The organism is Microbacterium sp. cf046 (assembly GCF_900114345.1).
Taxonomy (GTDB): Bacteria; Actinomycetota; Actinomycetes; order Actinomycetales; family Microbacteriaceae; genus Microbacterium.
The window spans coordinates 13,819-38,709 of record NZ_FOZJ01000003.1 but is presented as its reverse complement, the minus strand read 5'-3'; the positions used below and the strand labels follow the sequence as shown (position 1 = coordinate 38,709).

Annotated in this window: 24 protein-coding genes; 5 read left to right on the top strand and 19 right to left on the bottom strand. The window is 69.0% G+C overall.

All coding sequences use genetic code 11. The features are described from left to right. Positions 1 to 192: 192 nt before the first annotated feature. Positions 193 to 1,134: a LysR family transcriptional regulator gene (locus tag BM349_RS12770; RefSeq protein WP_091707327.1), complete on the top strand. Its 942-nt coding sequence runs from the start codon at positions 193 to 195 to the stop codon at positions 1,132 to 1,134. Between the two features lie 16 nt (positions 1,135 to 1,150). Here the strand turns inward: BM349_RS12770 and BM349_RS12765 are convergent, their stop codons facing one another. The 12 genes from BM349_RS12765 to pcaH all read right to left on the bottom strand — a co-directional run bounded on the left by BM349_RS12765 (position 1,151) and on the right by pcaH (position 12,751). After that, positions 1,151 to 2,626, bottom strand: a complete 1,476-nt coding sequence (locus BM349_RS12765) for a C-glycoside deglycosidase beta subunit domain-containing protein (RefSeq protein WP_091707326.1) — start codon at positions 2,624 to 2,626, stop codon at positions 1,151 to 1,153. Between the two features lie 38 nt (positions 2,627 to 2,664). Continuing rightward, a complete protein-coding gene (locus BM349_RS12760; protein WP_091707325.1) occupies positions 2,665 to 3,966 on the bottom strand; it encodes a C-glycoside deglycosidase beta subunit domain-containing protein in 1,302 nt (433 codons plus the stop codon). A 314-nt stretch (positions 3,967 to 4,280) separates the two neighbouring features. Beyond that, complete coding sequence (locus BM349_RS12755) at positions 4,281 to 5,054, bottom strand: IclR family transcriptional regulator domain-containing protein (protein ID WP_091707324.1); 774 nt, start codon at positions 5,052 to 5,054, stop codon at positions 4,281 to 4,283. Positions 5,055 to 5,060: 6 nt separating this feature from the next. Then, a complete protein-coding gene (locus tag BM349_RS12750; protein WP_091707323.1) occupies positions 5,061 to 6,230 on the bottom strand; it encodes a thiolase family protein in 1,170 nt (389 codons plus the stop codon). A gap of 1 nt (position 6,231) precedes the next feature. After that, entirely contained in the window at positions 6,232 to 6,882 is a 651-nt protein-coding gene (locus BM349_RS12745; RefSeq protein WP_091707322.1) for a 3-oxoacid CoA-transferase subunit B, read from the bottom strand. After that, positions 6,879 to 7,634 carry a 3-oxoacid CoA-transferase subunit A gene (locus tag BM349_RS12740; RefSeq protein WP_091707321.1) on the bottom strand — a complete coding sequence of 252 codons (756 nt, stop codon included), beginning with the start codon at positions 7,632 to 7,634 and terminating at the stop codon, positions 6,879 to 6,881. Before BM349_RS12740 ends, BM349_RS12745 begins: the two co-directional genes overlap by 4 nt. Before the next feature lie 130 nt (positions 7,635 to 7,764). Continuing rightward, positions 7,765 to 8,754, bottom strand: coding sequence for an acyl-CoA thioesterase (locus BM349_RS12735; RefSeq protein ID WP_091707320.1), 990 nt, complete (start codon positions 8,752 to 8,754; stop codon positions 7,765 to 7,767). After that, complete coding sequence (pcaC, locus tag BM349_RS12730; protein ID WP_175525297.1) at positions 8,751 to 9,161, bottom strand: 4-carboxymuconolactone decarboxylase; 411 nt, start codon at positions 9,159 to 9,161, stop codon at positions 8,751 to 8,753. The genes BM349_RS12735 and pcaC overlap by 4 nt, the downstream gene beginning before the upstream one ends. Continuing rightward, on the bottom strand, positions 9,154 to 9,954 hold the full coding sequence (locus tag BM349_RS12725; RefSeq protein WP_091707319.1) for an alpha/beta fold hydrolase: 801 nt from the start codon (positions 9,952 to 9,954) through the stop codon (positions 9,154 to 9,156). The genes pcaC and BM349_RS12725 overlap by 8 nt, the downstream gene beginning before the upstream one ends. Further along, the gene (locus tag BM349_RS12720; protein WP_091707318.1) at positions 9,951 to 11,288 is read right to left on the bottom strand and encodes a lyase family protein; all 1,338 of its coding nucleotides are present in this window, start codon (positions 11,286 to 11,288) and stop codon (positions 9,951 to 9,953) included. The genes BM349_RS12725 and BM349_RS12720 overlap by 4 nt, the downstream gene beginning before the upstream one ends. 33 nt (positions 11,289 to 11,321) lie before the next feature. Further along, positions 11,322 to 11,882, bottom strand: coding sequence for a protocatechuate 3,4-dioxygenase subunit alpha (pcaG, locus tag BM349_RS12715; RefSeq protein ID WP_091707317.1), 561 nt, complete (start codon positions 11,880 to 11,882; stop codon positions 11,322 to 11,324). After that, positions 11,882 to 12,751, bottom strand: coding sequence for a protocatechuate 3,4-dioxygenase subunit beta (gene pcaH, locus BM349_RS12710; RefSeq protein ID WP_091707316.1), 870 nt, complete (start codon positions 12,749 to 12,751; stop codon positions 11,882 to 11,884). The genes pcaG and pcaH overlap by 1 nt, the downstream gene beginning before the upstream one ends. A gap of 89 nt (positions 12,752 to 12,840) precedes the next feature. Between pcaH and BM349_RS12705 the strand changes: the two genes are divergently transcribed. Together BM349_RS12705 and BM349_RS12700 are read left to right on the top strand one after the other, a co-directional pair. Continuing rightward, on the top strand, positions 12,841 to 13,608 hold the full coding sequence (locus tag BM349_RS12705; RefSeq protein WP_254773885.1) for an IclR family transcriptional regulator: 768 nt from the start codon (positions 12,841 to 12,843) through the stop codon (positions 13,606 to 13,608). 115 nt (positions 13,609 to 13,723) lie between these two features. Next, positions 13,724 to 14,908: a 4-hydroxybenzoate 3-monooxygenase gene (locus BM349_RS12700; RefSeq protein WP_091707314.1), complete on the top strand. Its 1,185-nt coding sequence runs from the start codon at positions 13,724 to 13,726 to the stop codon at positions 14,906 to 14,908. A 274-nt stretch (positions 14,909 to 15,182) separates the two neighbouring features. Here BM349_RS12700 and BM349_RS12695 read toward each other — a convergent pair whose 3' ends face one another. From BM349_RS12695 to BM349_RS12675, 5 genes are read right to left on the bottom strand one after another with little or no spacing between them, the layout of a single operon-like run. Further along, on the bottom strand, positions 15,183 to 16,466 hold the full coding sequence (locus BM349_RS12695; protein ID WP_254773884.1) for an ABC transporter substrate-binding protein: 1,284 nt from the start codon (positions 16,464 to 16,466) through the stop codon (positions 15,183 to 15,185). Next, positions 16,463 to 17,539 (bottom strand): branched-chain amino acid ABC transporter permease, encoded by a 1,077-nt coding sequence (locus BM349_RS12690; protein ID WP_091707312.1) that lies wholly within the window; start codon positions 17,537 to 17,539, stop codon positions 16,463 to 16,465. The genes BM349_RS12695 and BM349_RS12690 overlap by 4 nt, the downstream gene beginning before the upstream one ends. Next, entirely contained in the window at positions 17,539 to 18,420 is an 882-nt protein-coding gene (locus BM349_RS12685; RefSeq protein WP_091707311.1) for a branched-chain amino acid ABC transporter permease, read from the bottom strand. Before BM349_RS12685 ends, BM349_RS12690 begins: the two co-directional genes overlap by 1 nt. A 1-nt stretch (position 18,421) precedes the next feature. Then, the gene (locus BM349_RS12680) at positions 18,422 to 19,132 is read right to left on the bottom strand and encodes an ABC transporter ATP-binding protein (RefSeq protein WP_091707310.1); all 711 of its coding nucleotides are present in this window, start codon (positions 19,130 to 19,132) and stop codon (positions 18,422 to 18,424) included. After that, entirely contained in the window at positions 19,119 to 19,901 is a 783-nt protein-coding gene (locus BM349_RS12675) for an ABC transporter ATP-binding protein (RefSeq protein ID WP_091707309.1), read from the bottom strand. The genes BM349_RS12680 and BM349_RS12675 overlap by 14 nt, the downstream gene beginning before the upstream one ends. Before the next feature lie 262 nt (positions 19,902 to 20,163). On the opposite strand from BM349_RS12675, the gene BM349_RS12670 reads away from it, so the two are divergent. Beyond that, positions 20,164 to 21,018, top strand: a complete 855-nt coding sequence (locus BM349_RS12670; RefSeq protein ID WP_091709233.1) for an IclR family transcriptional regulator — start codon at positions 20,164 to 20,166, stop codon at positions 21,016 to 21,018. A 63-nt stretch (positions 21,019 to 21,081) separates the two neighbouring features. After that, entirely contained in the window at positions 21,082 to 22,200 is a 1,119-nt protein-coding gene (locus BM349_RS12665; RefSeq protein ID WP_091709231.1) for a 5-methyltetrahydropteroyltriglutamate--homocysteine S-methyltransferase, read from the top strand. Positions 22,201 to 22,263: 63 nt separating this feature from the next. On the opposite strand, the gene BM349_RS12660 is transcribed toward BM349_RS12665, so the two are convergent. Then, positions 22,264 to 23,898: a tannase/feruloyl esterase family alpha/beta hydrolase gene (locus BM349_RS12660; RefSeq protein ID WP_091707308.1), complete on the bottom strand. Its 1,635-nt coding sequence runs from the start codon at positions 23,896 to 23,898 to the stop codon at positions 22,264 to 22,266. Between the two features lie 128 nt (positions 23,899 to 24,026). Further along, positions 24,027 to 24,875: an IclR family transcriptional regulator gene (locus tag BM349_RS12655; RefSeq protein ID WP_175525296.1), complete on the bottom strand. Its 849-nt coding sequence runs from the start codon at positions 24,873 to 24,875 to the stop codon at positions 24,027 to 24,029. Positions 24,876 to 24,891 lie beyond the last annotated feature (16 nt).

The window sequence follows — 24,891 nt, the reverse complement described above, 5'->3', positions numbered from 1 at the left end:
CATCTTGACCTAGATGTGTCGAAAACACACATTAGTTTGATCGATGGAGGACATAAGCCGCGGTGGGATGCCGACACCTGAGGCCGGGCCGTCTCCGCCCGATCGTTATCGATGTGCGTGATGCAAACCCCGACGGGAATAGGGCCGAACGATACAATCGGACCTGCATCTCGAACGAAGGATCACACCGTCGTGACCGACAACTCGCCGCTCTCCCGCCTCGATCTGAACCTCCTGGTGTCCTTGGACGCACTGCTGACCGAGCGCAGCGTGACGCGCGCCGCGGAGCGCCTGCACCTGAGTCAGCCCGCCCTGAGCGCCTCCCTCTCGCGCCTGCGCACGCATTTCGGCGACCCCATCCTCGCGCGGCGCGGAAACTCGTACGAACTCACGCCCTTCGCGGTGAGACTCACCGAACACACGACAACGGCACTCGAGTCGGCAAGGCGCGTCTTCGAGAGCCAGGCGAACTGGTCTCCGGCCGAGTCGGTCCGGGAGTTCTCGGTTTACGGGTCGGACTACGGGTTCGTCACGATCGGAAAGGTCGTGTCGGAGCTCGCCGCCGAGCGCGCCCCCGGCGTGCGCTTCCGGTTCATGCTGCACAACCCTTCGATCGTCGAAGACGCCGCCACACGACTGCGGTCGGTGGACGGGATGGTGATCCCCCACGGCTATCTGACCGACCTGCCTTACGCGGATCTGTGGCACGACGACTGGCTCGCCGTAGTCTCGGAATCGAACTCGACAGTCGGCGATGCGCTCACAATGGATGACATCGCCACGCTGCCCTGGGTCATGACCTACCAGTCGCGCACCGCCTTCACCTCGGCGACACGGCAAGTGCAGCAGCTCGGGGTGGAACCCCATATCGAGGTGATCGTCGAGAGCTTCCTCTCGATGCCGTACTTCATCGCAGGAACGAACCGCCTCGGAATCATTCAGGCGGCTTTGGCGCCGATTGCCCGGCAAGTCGCGGGCATCCGGGTGGTGGGTCTCCCCTTCGCCGCCACACCGCTGGTCAACGCCCTGTGGTGGCATCCCGTCCACGGCCGCGATCCCGAACACAGCTGGATGCGAGCACTGTTCGAGGAGGCTGGCCGCCTGGTCGAAGAGGGCGCGCACGCCCTCGCCTGACGCGCCGCCCCCACGCTCATGCCGGCTGCAGCTCCCGCATCGATCGGCGGATCAGGTCGTGCTGCTTGCGCACGAGCACGAGCGGGTCGACCTCGCCGAGCTCGGCGAACGCATGGCCCTCCCATTCGCTCGACCAGTAGCCGCGGTAGCCGTTCTCCACGAAGACGCGCACGAGTTCGGGGTAGTCGATCGCCGGCTCGAGTCCGCTCTCGTCGATGTCGTAGAACTTCGCGTGCACGTGCAGGATCTGCGGCATGATGTCGGCCCACTCCTGCGGGGCGACATGGCCGTGCATGTTGAAGGCGAGGTGCGCGAACGATCCGAGCCGGCCCGGATCGAAGTCGCGACCCTTGAGGTAGCCGATGAACTCCTGCTGGCGCTCCTGCATCGTCGCGTCGGTGGCCCAGATCGCCTGCAGCTTCGCGAGCGCCTCGTCATCGAGCCCGGCGCGCTGAACGGCCCTCAGCAGCGTCGGCGACATGCTGTGCATCGTCGAGGAGAAGTCGGCGACGAAGCCGAGAAGCGGCGAGTCGAGCTCGGCATACGTGTCGCGCACCTTGAGCACGGCGTCGGCGTTCGGCCCCATCGGCGCGTGGATCTCATACGCGAGCTTGAGGTTCAGCTTCTCGGCGACCGGCAGCAGGCGTCGCAGCAGCTCGGGCTTCGCGCTCTGGATGCGCACGAGCGGGAACCCGAGCTTCTTCGCGCCCTGGAACATCACCTCGCTGAACTCGAACTCCTCGTCCGGAGTCATGTCGCGATCGCGACGGCGGCCCATGTCGAGGTTCGCGCCGAACGAGCTCGCGTCGAACCCGTGCTTGTCGAACGCGGCCCGCCAGCCGGCGACGAACTCGTCCGAGACGATCGGGTAGGTGGGCAGAACCTGCGAGGCCACGATCTCGATGCCCGGGCCGATGCCGAGCTCGGCGACCCGGTCGAGCAGCCCGTCGAAGTCGAACCAGCCGGCGCGGAACTCCGCGCTGGCCGAGTACAGGGTCAGGCCGAGCTTGAACGGGTCTTCGTCGGTCGCCGCCGGCGGCGGGGGCACGTCCGACACGAGGGCCGGGGGTGCGGCATCCCGATCCGTCGCCGTGAGGGTGAACGACTGCCGCACGAAGTTCGGCACGTACATGCCGGGGCCGCCGTCCTTGCCGGGTGCGATCTGCATGTACGGCAGGCGCAGCTCGCCGAAGATCTCGACCCGGTGCGTCCCGCCGAGTGCGATCGGCGCCTCGCGGCGCACGATCAGCTGCGGGTGCTCCTGCAGGTACCAGAGCACATCGCTCTGGTCGGGCAACTGGTCGAGCGTGTACCGCACTCCCTTGAGCTCGAACGCGATGTCGTCGGCCGGCACCTCGGTGCCGTCGATCGTCACTCTCAAGCTGCCGACCGACGACAGCCAGAGGCTTCTGTACCAGGGCAGGGTCAGCGAGAGCGCGAGACCCTCCGGGTGCACGCGCAGGCTGTCTTCGGCGATGAGTCCGTTGGGCATTTTCGTGTTCCTTCGATTTCGATTCGGGATGCCGCGGCTCAGAGCGCGTCGGTGACCTGGCGCATGAGCGAGTGGTGGCGGCGGACCTGTTCGATCGAGCGCCACGGTTCGCGCTCGCCCTCGTACTCACTGGAGAGGTATCCGGTGTACCCGGCGTCGCGGATGGCGCGCAGCACCGGCTCCCACGGGATCTGCTGGTCCTCGAGGTTCTCGTCGATGTCGTGGAACTTCGCCTGGATGAACACGACGTGCTCGGCGACGTCGGCGAAGTCGGCCGGGTCGACCCCGATGCCATCCAGGAACGCCGGCCGCCGGCCGGGCAGCTCGCCGGGCCGCAGCGGGATCGGGCGGTCCTGGAAGATGCCGGTGTCGATGAGGATGCCGAAGTGCTTGGTCCCGGTTCTCTTGATGAACTCGATGTACTCGTCGACGACCTCGTGCTTGATCGGGGTGGGCGAGTGGATCTCTGGGCAGATGATCACGTCGAGCTCCTCGGCCAGCGGGAGACTCCGCTCGACGACCTCGGTCCAGATCGGGTGTGGAACCAGGTCGCTCGAGACGACGCCGATCTTCGGCCGCACGAACCGGAACCCGAGCCGCTTGGCGAGGCGCAGGTCGCGCTGCAGTGCGGCCGCGCCCTCCTCGACGGTCATGTCCCGGCCGTTCGCTCCGCTGGAGTGCAGGCGGGAGTCGATCCACGAGCCGTAGTTCGTGGGCTCGAGGCCGTACTTCTCGAGCAGGCGGAACCAGTCGTCGACCCACTCCTGCGATGGGTTCGGGTAGTTCGGGATGTGACCTTCGCCCAGGATCTCGATCCCGGTCGCGCCGATGTCGGCGATGCCGGCCATCGCGGTCTCGAGGTCGAGGACCGTGCCGAAATCGGTCATGAAGCTGTAGAGGGAGACGCCGTACTTGAACGGCGCGCCTGCGGCCTCGGGTGCAAGGGTGACGTGCTTGGTGACGTTGTAGGTCGATGGCTGGTGCTCGACGGGGATGTACGACATGCGCAGGCGCAGCTCGATCGAGACCTCGTGCACGCCGTCGGGCAGGCCGCCCTCGAAGGGGACTGTGATGATCGCGGCGTCTTCGAGCGGCCAGCGGACGCCGTCGCCGTCCCACAGCTGCTGAAGTGTGTAGGTCTGGCCCTGCAGGGTCCACAGCGGCACGTCGGCGGGAACGTCGACCAGGTCGCCGACGCGCACCGCGACGCCGTCGATCAGGGATGCCGCCATCCCGCGGTACGACGGCATGCGCAGACGCAGCTGGAATCCGGTGACGCGGCCGTTCTCCCGCACGTTGCGGAATCCGACGGACTGGATGAGGTCTCGCTCGAGGAGCATGGAGGGCGCGCTCTCTGCAGAAGGGCGACCGCCATGGGATGCGGCGGTCAGACGACGCATCGTCACGCCGCACTCCCACGTTATCGCAATTAGTCGCTTTTACGCATAAGTGTGCGTGATGCGCGCTTAAGCAGTTCGGATACGGCGTCTCAATGTGTGGGAGGTGGGCCGCCGGGTGTCGGCGTCGCTTCGCCGGGAGGCGCATTGAACTTCCGGCTCACACGGCCGGTGAGGCTGTGTGAACCGGAAGTTCAATGCGCTCCACCGCGAACTGCGCGCGCGATCGCCGATTGCGAACGACGAAGCGCCCGCGATCAGACGAGTCTCAGCTCGGCATCGATCCCGGCCGCCGTCTTCAGAAGCGGCGCCAGGTACGCGTCGCGGACATGCGCGACCGAGTCGCGCGTCGCGCTGGTCGAGACGTTGAGCGCAGCGACGACCCGGCCGTCGCGCGCGCGCAGTGGAGCCGCGATCGAGCGCAGGCCCGGCTCGAGCTCGCCGTCGACGAGCGACCACCCCTGCGCACGCACGAGGGCGAGCTCGTCGCGCAGCGCCCCGGCGTCCGTGAGCGTTCGATCAGTGAGGTGCGCGAGATCGGATGCCGCGAGCGCAGCATCCGCCGCCTCGTCGGGGAGCCCCGCCAGCAGCACCCGGCCCATGCTCGTGGCGAAGGCAGGGAACCGCGTGCCGATCGTGATGCGCACGCTCATGATCCGCCGTGTCGGAACTCGCGCGATGTAGACGATGTCGGCGCCGTCGAGCACGGCGGCCGACACGCTCTCGTCCACTTCCCGCGAAAGGACCTCGAGATGCGGCTGCACGATCTCGGGCAGGGAGAGCGAGGAGAGGTAGCTGAACCCCAGTTCGAGCACGCGAGGCGTCAGCCGGAACGCGCGGGCATCGGAGGCGACGTACCCGAGCGACTCGAGGGTCAGCAGGAACCGGCGCGCTGCGGCGCGGGTGATGCCCGCGCGGCGGGCCACGTCGCTGAGGGTCAGCTCGGCGTGGTCGGCGTCGAACGCGCGGATGACCGACAGTCCCCGCGCGAGCGACTGCACGAAGTCTCCGGATGCATCGGGGGTGGTCACCGGCCCTCAGCGCTCCAGGACGACCGCGAGGCCCTGGCCGACGCCGATGCAGATCGCGGCGACCGCGACTCCGCCCCCGCGGCGGGCGAGCTCGTGCGCGGCGTGCCCGATGATCCGACCGCCCGACGCGCCGAGCGGATGCCCGATCGCGATCGCGCCGCCGTGGATGTTGACCTTCTCCGGGTCGAGGTCTGGCCACAGCTGCAGGCACGCCAGGCTCTGCGATGCGAACGCCTCGTTGAGCTCGACCACATCGACATCCGCCCACGTCCTGCCCGCACGGGCCAGAGCGCGGTTGGCGGCTTCGACCGGCGCGACACCGAACACGTGCGGGTCGTTGCCGAACGCGGCACGCCCCGCGATGCGGGCCAGCGGCTCGCCCTCGAGCACACCCTCGCCGGCGAGCAGCAGCGCGGCCGCGCCGTCGTTGATCGACGACGAGTTGCCCGCGGTCACGGACCCGTCCGCCGCGAACAGCGACCTCAGACCGCCCAGCTTCTCGATCGTGGTGTCGACGCGGATGCCCTCATCCAGCTCGAGCTCGTGCCCCGGGACCTGGACGATCTCGTCGTCGTACGCGCCCTCGTCCCATCCGAGGGCGGCGAGCACGTGGCTTCGCAGTGCGAACGCGTCCTGAGCATCGCGGGAGATGCCGTAGATCTCGGCGAGCTTCTCGGCGGATGCGCCATTGGAGATCGTCCAATCCTTGCGAAGCGCCGGGTTGGTCATCCGCCAGCCGATCGACGTGTTCCACATCGTCTGGTTGCCGACAGCCGGGAACGGCTTCGGCGACTTCTCCACGACATACGGCGCGCGGCTCATCGACTCGACGCCGCCGGCGAGGATGACGTCGGCGTCCCCGGCCTCGATCGCACGCGATCCCTGGATCACGGCCTCCACGGCCGATCCGCACAGACGGTTCACGGTGACGCCGGGGACCGACGAGGGGAAGCCGGCCAGCAGAGCGCCGAAGCGCGCCACGTTGCGGTTGTCTTCGCCGGCCTGATTCGCGTCTCCGAAGATCACGTCCTCGATACGGGCGGGATCGATGCCCGTGCGATCGACGATCGAGCGCATCACGACGGCCGCCAGGTCGTCGGGTCGCACGCTGGACAGGGCGCCGCCGGCACGCCCGAACGGAGTGCGGACCGCGTCGTACACGAAGCTTGCGGGCATGTCAGTTCTCCTTCGCGGCAGCGAGCGTCAGCCCGGTCAGCTCGGAGAGCGACTCGAGCGTGTTGTCGCCGAAGGCCTCGCGCAGCGCGAAGCCGTCGGGGGTCACATCGAACACGGCGTGATCGGTGTAGACGCGAGTGACGCAGCCGACGCCTGTCAGGGGATAGGAGCACTCGACGACGAGCTTCGACTCCCCCGTCTTGGTCAGCAGGTCGGTCATGACGTAGACGGCCTTCGCCCCGATCGCCAGGTCCATCGCCCCGCCGACGGCGGGGATCGAACCGGGCGCACCGGTGGACCAGTTCGCGAGGTCGCCGGTCTGCGACACCTGGAACGCGCCGAGCACGCAGACGTCGAGGTGCCCGCCGCGCATCATGCCGAACGAGTCGGCGTGATGGAAGTATGCGGCACCCGGCAGCGCGGTGACCGCCTGCTTGCCGGCGTTGATCAGGTCGGGGTCGACATGGTCGGCATCCGGTGCCTGTCCCATGCCGAGCAGCCCGTTCTCGGTGTGCAGGATGATCTCCTGGTCTTCCGGCAGGAAGTTAGCCACGAGGGTCGGAGCGCCGATGCCGAGGTTCACGTACGACCCCTCGCGGATGTCGGCGGCGATCCTGCGGGCGAGTTCGTCACGGCTGATGCGGGTGCTCACCGGGCTGACCCTTCCGAGAGGGCGGATTCGACAGGACGACCCTCGAGATCGACACCGCCGATGAACGTGCCGTCGTCGAGCCAGATGCGCTCGCCCACTGCGACGACCCGATCCACGAAGATGCCGGGCGTCACCACGGTCTCCGGATCGAGGGAACCGAGCGGCACGATCTCGTCGACCTGCACGATCGTGGTGGTGGCGGCAGAAGCCATGATCGGTCCGAAGTTGCGTGCCGTCTCGCGGTAGACCAGGTTGCCCCAGCGGTCGCCCTTGAGCGCGCTGACCAGGGCGAAGTCCGCGCGGATCGGGTACTCGAGCACGTAGTCGCGGCCCTCGATCGTCCGCGCCTCTTTGCCCTCCGCCAGCTCGGTGCCGACCCCGGTCGGCGAGAAGAATGCTCCGATGCCGGCGCCTGCGGCCCGGATCCGCTCGGCGAGGTTGCCCTGCGGGACGATCTCGAGCTCGATCTCTCCCGCCCGGTACAGCCCGTCGAACACCCAGGAGTCGTGCTGGCGCGGGAACGAGCAGATGATCTTCCGCACCCGCTTGGCGGCCAGCAGTGCCGCGAGTCCGGTGTCGCCGTTGCCGGCGTTGTTCGCGACGATCGTGAGGTCGCCGGCACCCTGTGCGATGAGCGCGTCGATCAGCTCGACAGGCTGGCCCGCGCGCCCGAAGCCGCCCATCATCACGGTCGAGCCGTCGGGGATGCCGGAGACCGCGGTCTCGGCATCCGGAACCGTCTTGTCGATCACATTCGCCCCTTCGCGTGTTCGCTATGCGCACACTCATGCGTTATACGCACAGAATAGCAGAGACGGACCACGGGCCGCCAGCGCGCGAGTGGATCTCGGTCCGCGGTCGCGCAGAGACCCTCCCCCGGAACTACGGCTCGAGCGTGAGTGACGCCGCCAGCGGCACGATGGTCTCGCGGAGCCGCACGATCTCGCGGGCGTGCTCGTGCAGGCGAACGTCCTCGGGGAGCGTCGGCTGCCACTGCGGCACAGCCATCGCCACGCCGCCGTCATCGGGCACGACGAACACGCTCAGGCACTGCGTGGTGAGGGTCAGATCGTCAGGACGGCGCGGGTCGGCGGTCGAGACGCGGGTGCTGATGTGCATGCTGTGCGGACTCGTGAGGATGATGCGCGCGTCGACTTCGACCAGTTCGCCGATCCGCACGGGAGCGAGGAAGTGGATGCCGCCCGAATAGACCCCGATCGCGTGGTCGGCGAGGGGGTCGGCGCCCGCCCACCCCACAGCGCACGCGTACGCCGCTTCGTCGATCCAGCGCATCACGGTGCCGCCGTGGGCCTTGCCGCCGAAGTTCACCACGCCCGGCGGCACCAGGAAGCGCAGCGTCGTGCGCGGAGCGGCGGACTCCTCGGAGTACGCCTCGTCGAGCATGAGTCGCTTGATCTGGGCTCGCGAATCCATGCGCTCGATCGCGGCGTCGGCGAGCTTGCGGTCGGAGCGCGTGACCGGGATCCACGGCGGCACGGGCGCCGGCCGGCCATCGGCGTCCTTCGCCACGAAGATCAGCACGCACGTGGTCGCCGGCGTATACCTCCGCGTGCTGACATCGGCCGATGAGACGGTGACCACGACATGCATGCTCGTGCGCCCGGTGTGGATGATGCGCGCCTGCACCTCGATCAGACTGCTCGGCGGGATCGGGCGGCGATGACGCACATTGCCGACGTACGCCGTGACGCAATACGCTCCCGACCACCCGACCGCGCAGGCGTACCCCGCCTTGTCGATCCATTCCATGACGCTGCCGGCGGCGACCGAGCGGCCACCGGCAGCGGTGTCGGCGGGCGTCGCGAGGAACCGCAGGACGACGCGGTCATCGAGCGCGGCTGAGGTGCTCATTCCTCGTTCAAGACCTCGCTCGCGATGCGGAAGGCCGTGTTCGCAGCTGGGACGCCCGAGTAGATCGCGGACTGCAGGATGACCTCGCGGATCTCGTCGACCGTGAGTCCGTTGCGTAGGGCTGCGCGCAGGTGCATCGCGAGCTCCTCATGGTGGCCGTGAGCGATGAGCGACGTGAGCACCGCGACCGAGCGTGACCGCCTGTCCAGACCGGGTCGCGACCAGATGTCGCCCCACGCGTAGCGGGTGATCAGGTCCTGGAAGTCGGCCGTGACCGGCGTCGTGTTCGCGATCGCGCGGTCGACGTGCCCGTCGCTGAGCACCTCGCGTCGGGCCTTCATGCCTTGGGCGTAGCGCTCGGCGTCGGTCAGACCTTCGCCGTCGGGGCGGGGTGGGGACTCAGCCATGCGGGTACTCCTTCGGCGCGGAGATGGATTCGAAGAATGCGATGAGCGACGCTGCGGTCGCGGCCGGCCGCTCGGCGGGTGGCAGGTGTGCGACATCCGCGAGCATCTCCGCGCGCCGATTGCCCACCCCGCCCGCGATCTCGACGGCTTTCGCCTCAGGCGCGACCGCATCATGCTCTCCCCACAGCGCGAGCACCGGCATCCGGAGTTCGCCGAGCCGGGCGCGCACGTCGTACGCGGCGAGCGCTTCGCAACACAGCGAGTAGCTCTCGGAATCCGCGTCGCGCAGTGCGTGCAGCAGACGGCCGGACAGGTCGGGTTCGCGCTCGATGGAGCCGGGCGCGAACCACCGCTGGGCGGACGGGACGATCAGCACCGACGTCGACTGGGCGCGGACCGTCGCTGCGCGCTCGCGCCACCCGCTCGGCTCGCCCAGCTGCGCGCCGGACGCGACGATCGCGAGGGCGGAGACGAGTTCGGGATGCCGCAGCCCGAGCTCGAGGCCCGTCGCGCCGCCGAGCGAGACGCCCGCGTACAGGATGCGGTCGGCGCCGAGGGCGCGGGCGGCTCCCGCAACTGCATCCGCCAGGTCGGCGACCGTGAACGGCTCGGTCGTCGCCGGTGACGCTCCGTGTCCGGGCAGATCCCACGCGACCACCCGGTATCTCTCGGCGAGGGCGGGGATCGCGTTCTCCCAGAGGATCGTCGAGGTGCCGAGCGACGGGCCGAGCACGAGGAGCGGCGCGTCTTCGGGTCCGACCGGAGCGGTCAGCGTGATCTGCGGGATGCTCAAGACTCGTCCCCCGACACGGCTTCATCGACGAGAGCGCCGGCGAGGCCCGTGTAGCCGGCGGGGTCCAGCAGCGCATCGATGTCGAGTCCGGCCAGCGCCGGCTCGGCATGCAGCAGTGCGGCGAGGTCGCCGCCACGACCGGCGTGGGCGACGATCTGCGAGACCCGTGCCTTGCCGATGATCGGGGTCAGCACGAGCGAGAGCCGTTCGGCCACGATGAGCCCGCGGGTCTGTGCGAGGTTGCGCGCGACCGCGTCGGCGTCGACCTGGAGTCCGGAGACCAGGCGGGCCGCGGTGCCGGTGGCCCCGAGCGCGAGCCGCAGCAGTTCGCGCAGCGTCGGCCACTCGGCGTGCCACGCACCGTCGGGTCGCTCGTCCACTGCCAGCGCGGCCGCCAGATGCAGTGTCGCGCCCAGCTGCGGCGCGCGCAGCGCCGCGGAGCGGATGAGGACGGATGCCGCCGGATTCTGCTTCTGCGGCATCGCGGAGGAGCCGCCCCCTGCGCCCTCCGACAGCTCGGCGATCTCGGTGCGGCTCAGGGTCGCGACATCGGCCGCGATCACGCCGACCGCGTCGATCGCCTGCACGAGCGCATCCCCGAGTTCGGTCACGGGCCAGCGTGTCGTGTGCCACGGGGCATCGGGCGCGGCGAGGGAGAGCTCGGCGGCGTAGGCCGCGGGAAGCTTCGCGGCCTCGGACGGCCCGTGCAGCTCGACGAAGGAGGCGAGCGTTCCGCCCGCGCCGCCCAGCTGCGCCGGGAGCGCCTCGGTCGCGGCATCCACTCGCGCGACCGCGCGCTGCACTCCGCGCAGCCAGTTCGCCGCACGCAGTCCGATCGTCGTGGGCACCGCGTGCTGGGTGAGGGTTCGGGCTGCCGCGACCTCGCCACGGTGTTCGGCGGCGAACCCGCGCAGTGCGCCGGCCGTCGAGGTCAGCGATGCGGAGACCTCACGCCCGGCGTGCGCAGCGACGAACATGAGGGCCGAATCCATGATGTCCTGGCTCGTTGCCCCGCGATGGATCTGCGCGTCGGCTCCGGCAGCGTCGGTCAGCAGCGACAGAAGCGGGATGACCGGGTTCCCCCCGGCGACGGATGCTGCGGCCAGTGCCGCCGCGTCGATCGCGTGGCCTCGGCACGGGCTGCCCGCGCCCGTCCAGCCGAACGCATCGGACACGCGCGCGACGAGGTCGGGCTCGGCGAGCCCGAGCGCTCCGCGTGCCCGCACGAGCGCGACCTCCGCGGTCACGAGCGCGTCGAGGATCGCGGCATCCGATACCGCGTCATCGAACCCCACCGTCACCGGCGAGAGCAGGCCGAGGTCGAACGCGGTCATGGGCGATCCTGCGACGAGCTCAGGAGCCCAAGGTCAGAACACAAGGAAGACGGTCTCCTTCTCGCCCTGCAGTCGGAAGTCGAAGTGGAGTCCGCCGTCGGGCGTGCGCGTTGCGATGAGGCTATCGCGCTCCTCCGGCTCGAGCGAGGAAAGCAGCGGGTCAGCAGCCAGCAGTTCCGCGTTCTCGGGCAGATAGATGCGGGTGTGCAGCTTGTCGGGCAGTCCGCGCGCGAACACGATGGCCGCGAAGAACGGCGCCTCGCCGCCGACGGAGCCCGGATTGCGCGTCCAGAACTCGTAGTGGCCGTCGTCTGTGGTGGATGCCCGGCCGAAGCCGGTGAAGCTGTGGTCGTCGCGACGCAGCGATCCCCGCGCACGCGGAACGCTGCCATCGGAGTCGGCGCCGAAGATCTCGATCACGGCGTCGGGGATCGGCGCTCCGGCGCCGTCGTAGACGGTGCCGCCGAGCACGATCGCGCCGGGGCTGTGCGGGAAGACGACCTCGTGCTTCTTCGCGTAGTCCAATCCGAACGCGAAGAACGGGCCGACGGTCTGCCCCGGGCTGGCCAGGTGGGTCTTCACGGGAACCGACATCAGTGCTCTCCCTCTTCCGGCTCGAACCAGGTGGCATCGGGCCCGTCGACCACGATGTCCCAGCGGTAGCCCATCGAGAACTCGGGAACGGTCAGGTCGTGGTCGTACTGCCCGATCAGCCGGTCGCGGTCGGCCTGGCGGCGGATGGTGTTGTAGATCGGGTCGAGGGGGAACAGCGGGTCGCCGGGGAAGTACATCTGCGTGACGATGCGCTGGGTGAAGCTCGTGCCGAAGACCGAGAAGTGGATGTGCGCGGGCCGCCATGCGTTCACGTGGTTCTTCCACGGGTAGGCGCCGGGCTTGATCGTCGTGAACTTGTACTCGCCGTCGTCGTTCGTGACGATGCGTCCGGCGCCGGTGAAGTTCGGGTCGAGGGGGGCCGGGTGCTGGTCGCGCTGATGGATGTACCGGCCGGCGGCATTCGCCTGCCACAGCTCGATGAGCTGGTTGGCCAGCGGCCGGCCCCACGAGTCGAGCAGCCGGCCCTGCACCGTGATCCGCTCGCCCTGCGGCTCGCCGGTGTGCTGCAGCGTGAGGTCGGCTTCGATCGCGGCGACATCGCGCTGACCGAACGCCGGCGACCAGAGCTCGATCGTCTCCGGATCGACCAGCTTCGGGTTCTTGGTCGGGTGGCGGAGGATGCTGGAGCGATACGGCGGGAAGTCGTGCAGCGTCATCGCGACACGCTCGCCGGCGGCCTCGCGGGCGTCGGCCGCGGCGTGGTAGTCGATGATCTCCTGGGTGATCTCGGCCTGCGAGAGCTGGTCGGGCGAGGCGAGCAGGCTCTCCGGCGCTGCGGCCGCCTGCTCGATGACCACGGAAGACGAGAACGCTTCCTGGTCGGTGTGGTCCGAATCGACGGTGGTCATCGGGCGTCTCCTTCGACACGATCTTGGGCTCATCCATGCTCCCCCGGACGGGATGCCGTGCGCAGGTGCATTCCCATCCAATGAGAGTCGTGTCATTCTTGCTCATGGCCAACTCGACCTCGGGCGACTCCGTCACCGATCGGCTCGTGCGCGTGCTCGAGACCTTCACCCCGACCCGCACGGTGCAGACCGCGGCCGAGATCGGACGACGGGCCGGGCTGCCTGGCTCGAGCGCGCACCGCATCGTGGGTGAACTCGTCGACGCGGGGCTCCTGGAGCGCGACGACGATCGCCGCATCCGCATCGGCATGCGACTGTGGGAGCTCGCGACGCGCTCATCGCAGGCGCTGCGCCTGCGCCAGGCCGCCATGCCGGCGATGGAGCGGGTGCAGGCTCGCGTCCGCGAGCACACGCAGCTCGCGATCCTCGAGCAGGACGAGGCCCTCTTCCTGGAACGGCTCAGCGGCCCGGACTCGGGCTCCAACGTGACGCGTATCGCCGGGCGGCTGCCGCTGCATGCCTCGTCTTCGGGCCTGGTGCTGCTCGCGTTCGGCGACCGCGACCTGCAGGAGCGCATCCTCGCCTCGCCCCTGCCGCCGCTCACGCGGGAGACGATCACGGACCCGGCCGCGCTTCGCAGAAAGCTCGCAGAGGTGCGGGCGCTCGGCCATGCGGTCGCGCGCGGGTTCATCGAGTCGGTCTCCACCGGGGTCGCGGTGCCGGTGCGCGACGAAACCGGCGCGGTCGCCGCGGCCCTCTCGGTCGTGCTCCGCCGAGACGATCCTGTCGAGCCGGCGCTCGTCGAACTCCACGCCGGCAAGCGCGACATCGAGCGGTCGCTGGGCTTCCGCGGGTGAGAGCGGTTTCCCGTTCAATGGGAAGCCGCTGGCCGTTCGTGCTCCGTCGGCCGCACACTGGGCCGAGGCATCCGCACCGCTTCTGAGCCCCGAGCGCACCGTCGAAGGAGACGTCATGACCGCCACCGTCCGCACCAGGGTCGCCATCGTCGGCGCCGGCCCCGCCGGTCTGCTCCTGTCCCACCTGCTGGCCGGAGCGGGGATCGAGTCGGTCGTCGTGGACCAGCGCACGCGGGAGCAGATCGAGAGCACCATCCGCGCCGGCATCCTCGAGCAGGGCACCGTGGAGCTGCTCGACACCCTGGGCGAGTTCAGCCGGGCCCGCACGGTGGGCAGCCGCCACGACGGCATCGAGCTGCGCTTCGCCGGCCACGGGCACCGCATCGACTTCGCGGAGCTCGTCGGGCGCGGAGTGTGGCTGTACCCGCAGCACGAGGCGCTGAAGGACCTCATCGCCGCGCGGCTGGCAGGCGGCCAGGATCTGCGCTTCGGAGTCACCGTCGAACGAGTCGAAGACGCCGACGGCGCACTGCCGAGGGTCGTCGCAGTCGACGCCGACCGAGAAGAGCTCGTCATCGAGGCCGACTTCGTGGTCGGCGCCGACGGGTCTCGCAGCGTCGTCCGCGCGGCGGTCACCGGCTCCTCCACGGGCGGCTACTTCCGCGAGTACCCGTTCGCGTGGTTCGGCATCCTGACCGAGGCGCCGCCGAGCGCGCACGAGCTGATCTACAGCAACTCGCCCGACGGGTTCGCCCTGGTCAGCCAGCGCAGCCCGACGGTGCAGCGCATGTACTTCCAGTGCGATCCCGAGGCCGACCCGAACGCGCTCACAGAAGAAGAGGTGTGGTCCGCGCTGCAGGCACGGGTGCCGGGTACGACCCTCGTGGAGGGACCGATCTTCCAGCGCGACGTGCTGCGCTTCCGCAGCTTCGTCGCCCACGAGCTGCGCAAGGGCCGTGTCGCGATCGTCGGGGATGCCGCGCACACCGTGCCGCCGACCGGTGCCAAGGGCATGAACCTCGCGGTCGCCGACGTGCTGCTGCTGAACCGCGCACTGCAGGCTCTCCTGCTCGAGGACGATGAGCGGCTCATCGACGGATTCGCGGATGCCGCCCTCAAGCGCATCTGGAAGGCGCAGCACTTCTCCTGGTGGATGACGAGCATGCTGCACGTCGCACCCGACGCCTCAGACTTCGACCGGCTGCGCCAGCTCGGCGAGCTGCGCTCTGTCGTGGAGTCCGAGGCCGGCCGCACCTACCTGGCCGAGGCCTACACGGGCTGGCCCTTCCCCGCGCCCTGACCCCGGCCGCCCGGCTCGCCGAACCCACGCCTTCTGCGCGAACCCACGTTCGTGCGCACACACTCCTTCGCGCGAACCCACGCCTTCCGCGCGAACCCGAACTCACCGATTCCACGCGAACCCATGCCTTCCGCGCGGACCCACACGTAAAGCGCATGCGCAACGCGTGGGTTCGCCGAAGACATGTGGGTTCGGGGCGCGGAGGCCGGCGCATGCAAAGAGGCCGGGACGCCCGCTTCGCGGAACGCCCCGGCCTCTGTCGGCTCAGGTCGGCTCAGCCGCCGTACGTCTCGGCGGGGGCGTAGCCCTTGCCGTTGTACTTCTGCACCTGGACTGCCGACACCGCCGGCTTGCCGTCCTGCGTCGTGTCGATCGTCGAGCCCTCGAGCATGAACGGAGCCGCGTAGCCCTCGATGCTCATGAGCGCATCCATGAAGCTCTCGCGCGTGGGCTCCTCCATCTTCATGAAGGCCTGCTCGAGGGTCGCCGCGGCGATCCAGCTCCACACGCAGTGCGGGAACGCGGGCACGCCCTCCTGGTTGGTGTACTCGGCGATCGCGTCGAGGAACGCCTGACCCTCTTCGCTCTCGGCGAAGGTCGGGCTTGCGGCCGACTGCGAGAATGCGACCGTGTAGATGCCGGGGAACACGTCAGCGTGCACGTCGGGCTGCTGCAGGATGCCGCCCGGGCTCGAGGTGTTGGACGGCAGGAACCAGCTGGGCAGCCAGCCGAGCTCCTCGGTCTTCTTGAGCGACGAGATCACGAGCGGCGTGATCGACATGGCGTTGACGAAGACGTCGGCGCCGGTGGCTGCGAGCTCGGTGAGCTGCGCGTCGACGGACGTGTCGGTCGCCTCGTACGTGAGCGCCTTCACGACCTCGATGTTGTCGGCACCCTCGATGGCGTCCATGAAGCCCTCGACATAGCCGTTGCCGTAGTCGTCGTTCTGACTCAGGATCGCGACCTTGTGCTCGTCGGTCGAGCTGGCCAGGAGCTCGCCGAACGCGCCGCCCTCCTGCTGGTAGATCGGCACGAGGCCGATCTGCTCCGGGCTCTCGGCGCGGTCGCTGAAGATCGGGTCGCCCGTCATGACGAGCACCTGCGGAACGCCCTCGTCGATCGCCGCTTCGCGCCAGGCGCGGTTGGTCGGCGTGCCGAGGCCGATGCCGGCCGCGAAGACCCCGTCGGAGACCATCTGCTGGAAGTTCGTCAGCGCCTTCTGCGGGTCGTACGCGTCGTCGTAGGCCTTGATCTCGATCGTACGGGTCTTGCCGTCTCCGAACTCGATGCCGCCCTCGGCGTTCTTGACGCCGAAGTACGCGAGCGCTCCGTCGACGGTGCAGTTGCCCGGTCCGGCCGTGGCGCCCGTGAGCGGGCTCGTGATGCCGAACGTGAGGGTCGTGTCGGTGATGCCGGGACTGGCCTCGACCGGTCCCTCGGTCGCGTCGCCGCCGCTGTCGGCGTCGCCTCCGCGGGCGCATCCGGCGACGAGGACGGCGACGATGCCGATGCCCGCGACGACCGAGGTGATCCGCATTCTCCTGCGCATTGTGCTCATGTGTCCTGCCTCTTCTCTTCTGACTGTGTGGGTGGGTTGGGTTCGGGCGGTGATGTCGATGATGCGGATGCCGCGGCCGGTACGGCGACCCGCGGGGGCGGCATCCCGCGATCCTCGCGCTTGCGACGCCGGAACAGTCGCGGCAGCGAGACGAGACCGCCGGGCAGCACGAACAGGATCGCGAGGAGGATGATGCCCTGCAGCACGGCGGTGAGGCTGGGGTCGATCGCGTTCGTGATCTGCGGGGCCAGGACGTAGTACGCCCCGCCGAGCAGCGAGCCGATGATGCTGCCTGCGCCGCCGATCACCATCGCCGCGAGCAGGGTGATCGAGTGCCCGAAGCTCATGGTCTCGGGCGAGGTGTACTGCACGACCACCATGTAGAGGAATCCGCTGACCCCGCCGATCAGCGACGCGATCGTGAACGCGAGCACCTTGTAGCGATAGGGCGAGATGCCCATCGACGATGCGACGGCCTCGTTGCCTTTGACGATCGCGAATGCGCGGCCGTACTTGCCGCGCACGAGATTGCGGGTCAGCAGGAAGACGATGCCGGCGATGGCGATCACGATGTACAGCTGCCACTGGTCGTTGTACAGGCCGGTCCACTCGGGCGCGGCCGAGAAGCGCGCCGACGAGCCCTGCGATCCGCCGGTGAACTCCGACAGCCGCTTCGCGAGCGGCACGCCGATGATCGGCAGGGCGATCGTCACCATCGCGATCGCGAGCCCGCCCAACCGTGCCGCGGCCAGCGAGACGAGCAGTCCGATGACGCCGGGAATCAGCACCGCGAGGATGAAGACGAGCGCGATGTTCCAGTCGGCGTTCACCCCGTACGCGGTCACGTAGGCGCCGACGCCCACGAAGAAGATCTGCCCGAGCGACACCTGCCCCGTGTAGCCCATGACGACGTTCAGGCCGAGCACGGCGACCGCGAACACGCCGATGCGGGCGAGGGTCTGATTCGCGAATTCGGGCAGGACCAGGGGCAGCACGATCAGCAGCACGACGACGACGCCGACGGCCGCCCACCGCACCCACGGTCGGCTCCAGAATCCTGCTGCCGCGGCCATCACACTCGCACCACTTCTTTCCGGCCGAACAGACCCTGCGGCCGCACGATCAGCACCACGAAGATCAGGATGAACGGCACCGCGATCTTCAGGTCGTAGCCGATGAAGGGCACGTAGACGGCCGCGAGGTTCTCCAGAACGCCGATCATCCACGCCGCGACGACGACGCCGATCGGGCTGGAGAGTCCGCCGAGGATGACGGCGGCGAGCGCGTAGACCAGCGCGGCATCCATCATCCCGGGCGTGAGGGTGAGGGAGGGGGCGATCAGCGCTCCGGCGATCGCGCCCAGGGCGGCGGCGAGGCCCCAGCCCACCATGAGCAGCCGCCCGACCGGCAGCCCCGAGAACGCGGCGGACTGCGGATTGACCGCGACCGCCCGCAGCGCCAGACCGAGCTTGGTTCCGATGAAGAGCAGCTGCAGCAGCACCATGATGCCGACGATCACGAGCGTCGTGCCGATCGAGCGGACGCTCACCACCGCGCCCAGGATGTTGACGCTCTGGAGGGGGAACAGCGACGGGAACTGCAGGTTGTTGAAGCTCCAGATCCAGCCGCACAGGCCGGTGATGAGCGTGAGGAGGCCGATCGTGACCACGACCGCCGTGTCGGGGTCGCCGCGCTCGAACCGTCGCATCAGGAAGCGCTCGATCAGTGCGCCGAGCACGAAGGAGGCGAGCATCGACAGCAGGATCGCGAGGATCAGCGGCACACCCCACTGGATGAACGAGTACGCGAAGTACGCGGCGAGCACGGCCATCCCGCCCTGCGCGAAGTTGATCAGCCCCGTCGCCTGGTTCACGAGCACGATCGCGAGTGCAAGCGCGGCGTAGATCGACCCTGCGGAGAGTCCGTCGATGACGAGCTGGATGAAGGTGCCCATCTCAGCCCCCCAGGTAGGCGCGTCGGATCTCGTCCATGCCCTTGAGCTCGGCCGAGGTGCCGGTAAGCGCATTGCGCCCGGTCTCGAGCACGGTCGCGGTGTCGACGAGGGTGAAGGCGAGATTGGCGTTCTGCTCGACCACGAGCATCGCGATGCCGGACTCCTTCCGCAGGCGGCCGATCGCCTGGTAGACGTTCTTCGCGGTACTCGGGGCGAGCCCGAGGGATGCCTCATCCAGCAGCATCAGCCGGGGCTTCGCCATCACGGCGCGGGCGACCGCGAGCATCTGCTGCTCGCCGCCGGACAGTGCTGAGCCGTGGGACTTGATCCGCTCCTTGAGGTTGGGGAAGAGGTCCAGGCAGTACTCGATGTCGGACTCGATGCCCTTGCGGTCCTTGCGCAGGTACGCGCCGACCCTGAGGTTCTCGCGCACCGTCAGCCCCGCGAGCGTCCCGCGCCCCTCCGGCACGTGCGCGATGCCGAGGGCGGCGACCCTGTCCGGCCGCATCCCTCGGATGTCGGTGCCGTCGAACACGATCTTCCCGCCCGCGCGGACCGTGCCGCTGATGGCACGGAGAGTGGTCGTCTTGCCTGCGCCGTTCGCACCCAGGATGCCGACCGCACCACCGTCGGGAACGGAGAGCGTCACGCCCTCCAGCACCTGCACCGGCCCGTAGAAGGCGGTGACATCGCTGAGCTCAAGCAGCGTCATCGGCGGCCTCCTTGCCGATGTACGCCTCGATCACGCGGGGATCGGACTGCGCCTCGGCGGCTGTGCCCTCCATGAGCTTGCGGCCGTGGTCGAGCACGACGACGCGGTCGGTGAGGGCCGCGATCAGTCCCATGTGGTGCTCGACGATCACGACCGTGATGTCCTCCTCGTCGCGGAGGCGCTTGATCGTGGCGATGAACTGCTCCACCTCCGAGTGCGGGAGGCCGGCCGCGGGCTCGTCGAGCAGCAGCAGCCGAGGCTTGGAGATGAGCGCCCGGCACAGTTCGATGCCCTTGTGCAGGCCGTGCGACAACTCGTCGGCGTGCACATCGGCCGCCCAGCCCAGCCCGTTGCGATCGAGGAGATCGCGGGCCTCGGCGCGCAGGGCCTTCTCAGCGCGGGTCGTGCGCGGCAGTCGGAGCGACCATTCGATCGGTCCGCCGGGCAGTCGGGTGTGCGCCCCGAGCAGGACGTTCTCGAGCACCGTCGAGTGCAGCTGGAGGGCCGGATGCTGGAACGTGCGGGCGAGCCCGTGCCGTGACAGGGCTGAGGGCTGCGACCCCTGGACCTCGGTCTCGTCGATCCTGATCGAGCCGGATGTCGGCTTGTAATGGCCGCTGATGCAGTTGAAGAGGGAGGTCTTGCCTGCGCCGTTGGGGCCCACGAGTCCGAAGATCGCGCCGGGCTCGACCTCGAAGCTCACCTCTTCGAGCACCTTGATGCCTCCGAAGCGCAGCGACACATCGGTCAGATTCAGCCGCGCGGCCATGTGTCACCTTTCCCAGATCGCATCGTTGCTCGGGGGTGCAGCGGCGCCGATCCCTACCGCTCTAGGGAAACGCTAAAGATCGAGGACGAGATTGTCAACGATTTTGGAACGAATTCTGACTTCGTGACGATCACGTGATCCGGAGCACTCACACGCTACGTCCAGGCGCCCTCCGGCCACGACGCCCTTTCCGTTCAACGGAACCGCGCGTATGATCACCGCAGCCGTCGAGGACGGCCCGCCCCGCTCGATGAGGAGACCCGTGGCACGTGCATCCGATGGCGAATCCGTCCTCCACAAGCATCTGCGGGTGCTCGGCGCCTTCGACGCCGACGTCCCCTTCCTGACCCTGAGCGAGATCGCCGACAGGGCTGCGCTGGCTCCGTCCACCGCGCACCGGATCGTCGCGGAGCTCGAGCGCGAGGGACTCCTCGAGCGTCTGCCCGATCGCACGTATCGGCTCGGCGTGCGCCTGTGGGAGCTCGCGTGCCGCACGCCCGGGGCACTGGGACTGCGCGAGCTCGCCCGGCCCCACCTGCAGGCCGTTCAAGCACGGGTGCGCCAGCACGCGCAGCTCGGCGTCCTCAGCGACAACGAGGTGCTGTTCCTCGATCGGCTGTCTGCTCGCGACGCCGTCGTGAACGCGACACTGATCGGCGGCCGCATCCCGCTGCATGCGTCCTCGAGCGGGCTGGTCCTGCTGGCCCACTCCGGTCAATCCGTCGTCGATGCCGTGCTGGCCGGCCCGATGCGGCGGTACACGCCGCACACGATCCACACCGAGGCCGGGCTGCGCTCCACCCTCCGCCGCATCCGCGCGGACGGCTGGGTCGTCTGCGACGGTCACATCCACGAGGAGTCGCGGGGCATCGCCGTTCCCGTCTTCGGCGCGCATCAGGACGTGATCGCGGCGATCGGCGTCGTGGTGCCGAACGACGACGCGCCGACCCTGGGACACGTCGAGCTGCTCACGCACGCGGCCCACGAGATCAGCGCGGCGATGCGGGCCGCGTACCTGCCCACCGGTCACCCCGCGGCGACCCCCGGCGGCCGGTTCCGCCCGCTGGTCAACTCGTCGGTGCGCTCGATGGAGTACCTCGAGGCGACCGGTTCGTGACGCCTCAGGTCACGCACCGCAACGAAGTCCGACGCCCCGGGGTGCTCCCGTAATGTGGTCGGCATGTCTGTCAACCCGCCCTTCCGCGCCGACATCGTCGGCAGTTTCCTGCGTCCCGAGGCGGTGAAGACCGCGCGCGCCGCCCATGCCGCCGGCGAGCTCGACGCCGACGGGCTGCGCCGGGTCGAAGACGAAGCGATCACCGCGCTGGTCGCCCGTGAAGCGGCAGCCGGGCTGAGGGTCGCGACCGACGGCGAGTTCCGACGCTCGTGGTGGCATTTCGACTTCTTCGGGATGCTGGACGGCGTCAACGTCGTCGAGCTCGACCACGGCATCCAGTTCCAGGGCGTGCAGACGCGCCCGCTCGGGCTGCACATCGACGGCCCCGTGGGCTTCCCCGCCGACCATCCGATGCTCGAGCACTTCCGCTTCCTCAAGCCCGTCGCCGAGGCGGCCGGCGTCACCCCGAAGTTCAGCATCCCGGCCCCGACCGTGCTCGACTTCCGTCTCGAGCGCGACGCGCTGGAGGGGTCCGCCTACCGCGGGCACGACGACATCTTCGACGACCTCGCCGCGACCTACCGCGCCGCGGTCCAGGCGTTCTACGACGCCGGATGCCGCTACCTGCAGTTCGACGACACGGCGTGGGCGTACCTGTGCTCGGACGTCGAACTGGCCAAGGCCGCCGAGCGCGGCATCCGCACCGACCACCTCGCGGAGAGGTACGCGGCGCTGATCAACGCGTCGCTGCGCGACAAGCCGGCCGACATGGTGATCACGACGCACGTGTGCCGCGGCAACTTCCGTTCGACTTGGATCTCGTCGGGAGGGTACGAGCCGGTGGCCGAGCAGCTGCTGGGTGAGACCGCGTTCGACGGGTACTTCCTCGAGTACGACAGCGAGCGCGCCGGCGGCTTCGAGCCGCTGCGGTTCCTGCCGAAGGGCGCGAAGGTCGTCGAGCTGGGTCTGGTGACGACGAAGTCGGGAGCACTCGAAGACGTCGACGGCCTCAAGCGCCGCATCGACGAGGCAGCGGCGATCGCCCCGCTCGATCAGCTCGCACTGAGCCCGCAGTGCGGGTTCGCCTCGACCGAGGAGGGGAACGTCCTCACCGAGGCCGAGCAGTGGGCCAAGATCGAGGAGACCGTCGCGGTCGCCGCAGACGTCTGGGCCGACGCCTGAGCCCACGCCGATCACACAAGCGAGGGGGGCCGGAACGGAATCCGGCCCCCCTCGCTCGGGTCATCAGTCAGTCACGCAGGTGAAGCTGGACGCGCTCGCGGGGTCGCCCCCGTCGAATCGCGGCCACGTCGGGTATTCGCAGAGCGGACGCGTCCGCCCCGCGGTGGCGGCGTTCGTGTCGGTGACCGTCAGCTGCCCCGGCTCGACACCATTCTCGACCCATGCCCGGAGCACGCTGAGCGAGTCGAAGCTGGCGCTGAACGGGCCGAATCCGTGGCTGAATCCGGGGACCGTGTAGAACCGCAGGAACTTGTCCACCTTCTTCTGCCCGAGGTCCGCGACGAGCCGGTCGTAGAACTGGATCGTGTTGTACGGCGAGACACCGTCGTCGGCCATGCCGGTGTACATGAGCACCTTGACCTTCTTCGCGTACGCCTGCTGGAAGCTGACGTCGGTCGCGTCCATGATCTGACCGACCTCCTGGATGCGCGGGATCCACCCGTCGAGCTGCCAGTTCGGGGTGTCGAGCGTCGGGTCGCGCGTGATGATGTACTTCGAGACGGCATCCAGCACGGTGTACTGGAAGGCCTCGGTGCCGTTCATCGGGTTGTGCGGCTGGGGCTCGGTGCCCAATCCGAACCGGTCGTACGTGCCGCCGGTGAGGATCGGTCCGGGAGCGGCGTAGCTGTTCCCCGCGATCTCGAACCCGAGGTCCTTGCCCGCCGCGATGAGATCCACTGTCTCGATCTGGGCGTCCGACAGGCAGGTGTCGCCGGTGTCGGCGCCGTCCGCGCAGCGCAGGGCCTGGATGTCGAAGGCATCCAGGCAGCCCTCGGTGTCGGAGATGATGCCGTCGGCGACACCGTCGATCGGGTCGCACGCCGCATACACGCTGCTGACGATCAGCGCCCGCTCGGTCGGATTGATCCAGCCCACCCCTCCATCGCGGTAGAGCGCGTCGCGATACATCGAGCCGATTCCGGCGTGCATCATCGTCACGTTGTACGTCGGGGTTCCCGCGACGACGCCGTCATAGTCCTTCGAGTAGCGACCGGCGGCATCCAATGCCTCATGGCCACCCTGCGAGAAGCCGACGAAGTAGAAGTAGGCGGGATTCTTGCCGTACGCGAGATCGATGAGGACCATCGCCGCGTCGTGGGTCTTCTTGATCGACTGCTGGCCGTAGTTCAGCAGCGCCTCGTCATTGAGTCCGAACGAGGCGTCGAATCCGACGCCCTTGTGCCCGCCATCGGAGCCGAGGGTCACGAATCCCTGCTGCAGGGGCGTGGGCTGGCTGGCCGGCTGCTGCGGGAATCGCCCGAGTCCTGTGACGAGCGAGCCGTCGTATCCGCCGCCGCCGAACTGAAGAGCCCGGGCATTCCAGTTCTGCGGCAGGTTGACCTGGAACTCGATCGCGGGCGCCGTCGGATCGACCGGGTGGATGTCGCCGACCACGCGGCACTGACCACCGCCGGCCTCGGTCGCCCAGGTCGCGGTCTTGATCGTGGCGCCGGTCGTCGGCAGCGCGATCCGGGCGGCGTCCACCTGGGTCCCGACGAGCGCCGCGCAGCGCTCCGCCGTCAGTGGCGGAGCACCCTGCTTCGCCTGGGCCGCCATTGCGGGCGTCGCCGCGAGGGCCGTCGTCGCGAGTGCGAGCCCGAGGATCATGGCCCCGAGCCTCACGTGCATCTTCTTCATCGTCGCTCCTTTGCAATCGATGAGGTGCCTCGCAGAGCTCCCTCCCGTTTTTCCGCGACACGCCTCGGCGACATACGTCGCGGTCCAAGTACACGGGCGAGTGCTCGTCAGATGGAAGACAATTCTGTTTACAGAATTTCATCCTTGACGGGTGAGCGAGCCGGTGGTATTCCTCCGACGGGTCGCGCCTGTCCGCGTGGCGGGTCGAACACGCCGCGACGCACAGGGTGCGGAACGGGCTCTTCCGTGGACTCGCGCATCACGGCACTGATCCGGTTCGCGGTCGAGCGGAGACGGTCTGCGAACTGCCGCGGGTCGGCCGAACCGGTGGTCCAGACGATCGTCACCGCGCCGTAGAGCTCTCCCCGGTGGCCGAAGACGGGCGCGGACGTCGAGCTCGTCGTGGCGATGAGGGCCCCCTCGCTCACGGCGATGCCGGCGTGGCGCACGCGGTCGACGACCGCGCCGAGCGCCGCAGGATCGACCACGGTTCGGGACGTGTAGCGACGCAGCGGGTGCCGTGCGATGGCACGCCTGACGCCGGCAGGACCGTAGGCGAGCAGGATGAGACCGGGCGAGGACGCGTGCAGCGGCAGCCGCTCGCCGAGTCCGGCGGAGTTGTCTCCGTCCCGCCAGCCGAGGTGCTGCTCCACGACCACGCTGCCGTCCGGGTGGAAGGCGGACAAGGCGACGGGCAGTCGCGTGTCCAGGAAGAGCCGCTCCAGGAACGGCAGCACGAGCGCGCGCTGCTCGAACGCCCGCGGCGCGAGTGTTCCGAGCTGCCAGAGCCGCTGCCCGATCACGTAGCGGTTGTGCGGGTCCTTCTCGAGCGCTCCCCAGATCACCAGCGAGCTGATCACTCGATGGACGGTCGACGGAGCCAGGCCGGTCGCTCGCGCGAGCTCGGACAGGGTCATGCTCGGTCGCTCGATGCTGAAGGCGCCGAGGACGACCAGTGTCTTGTCCGGGACGGCCATCGTCCGGGAGACCTCC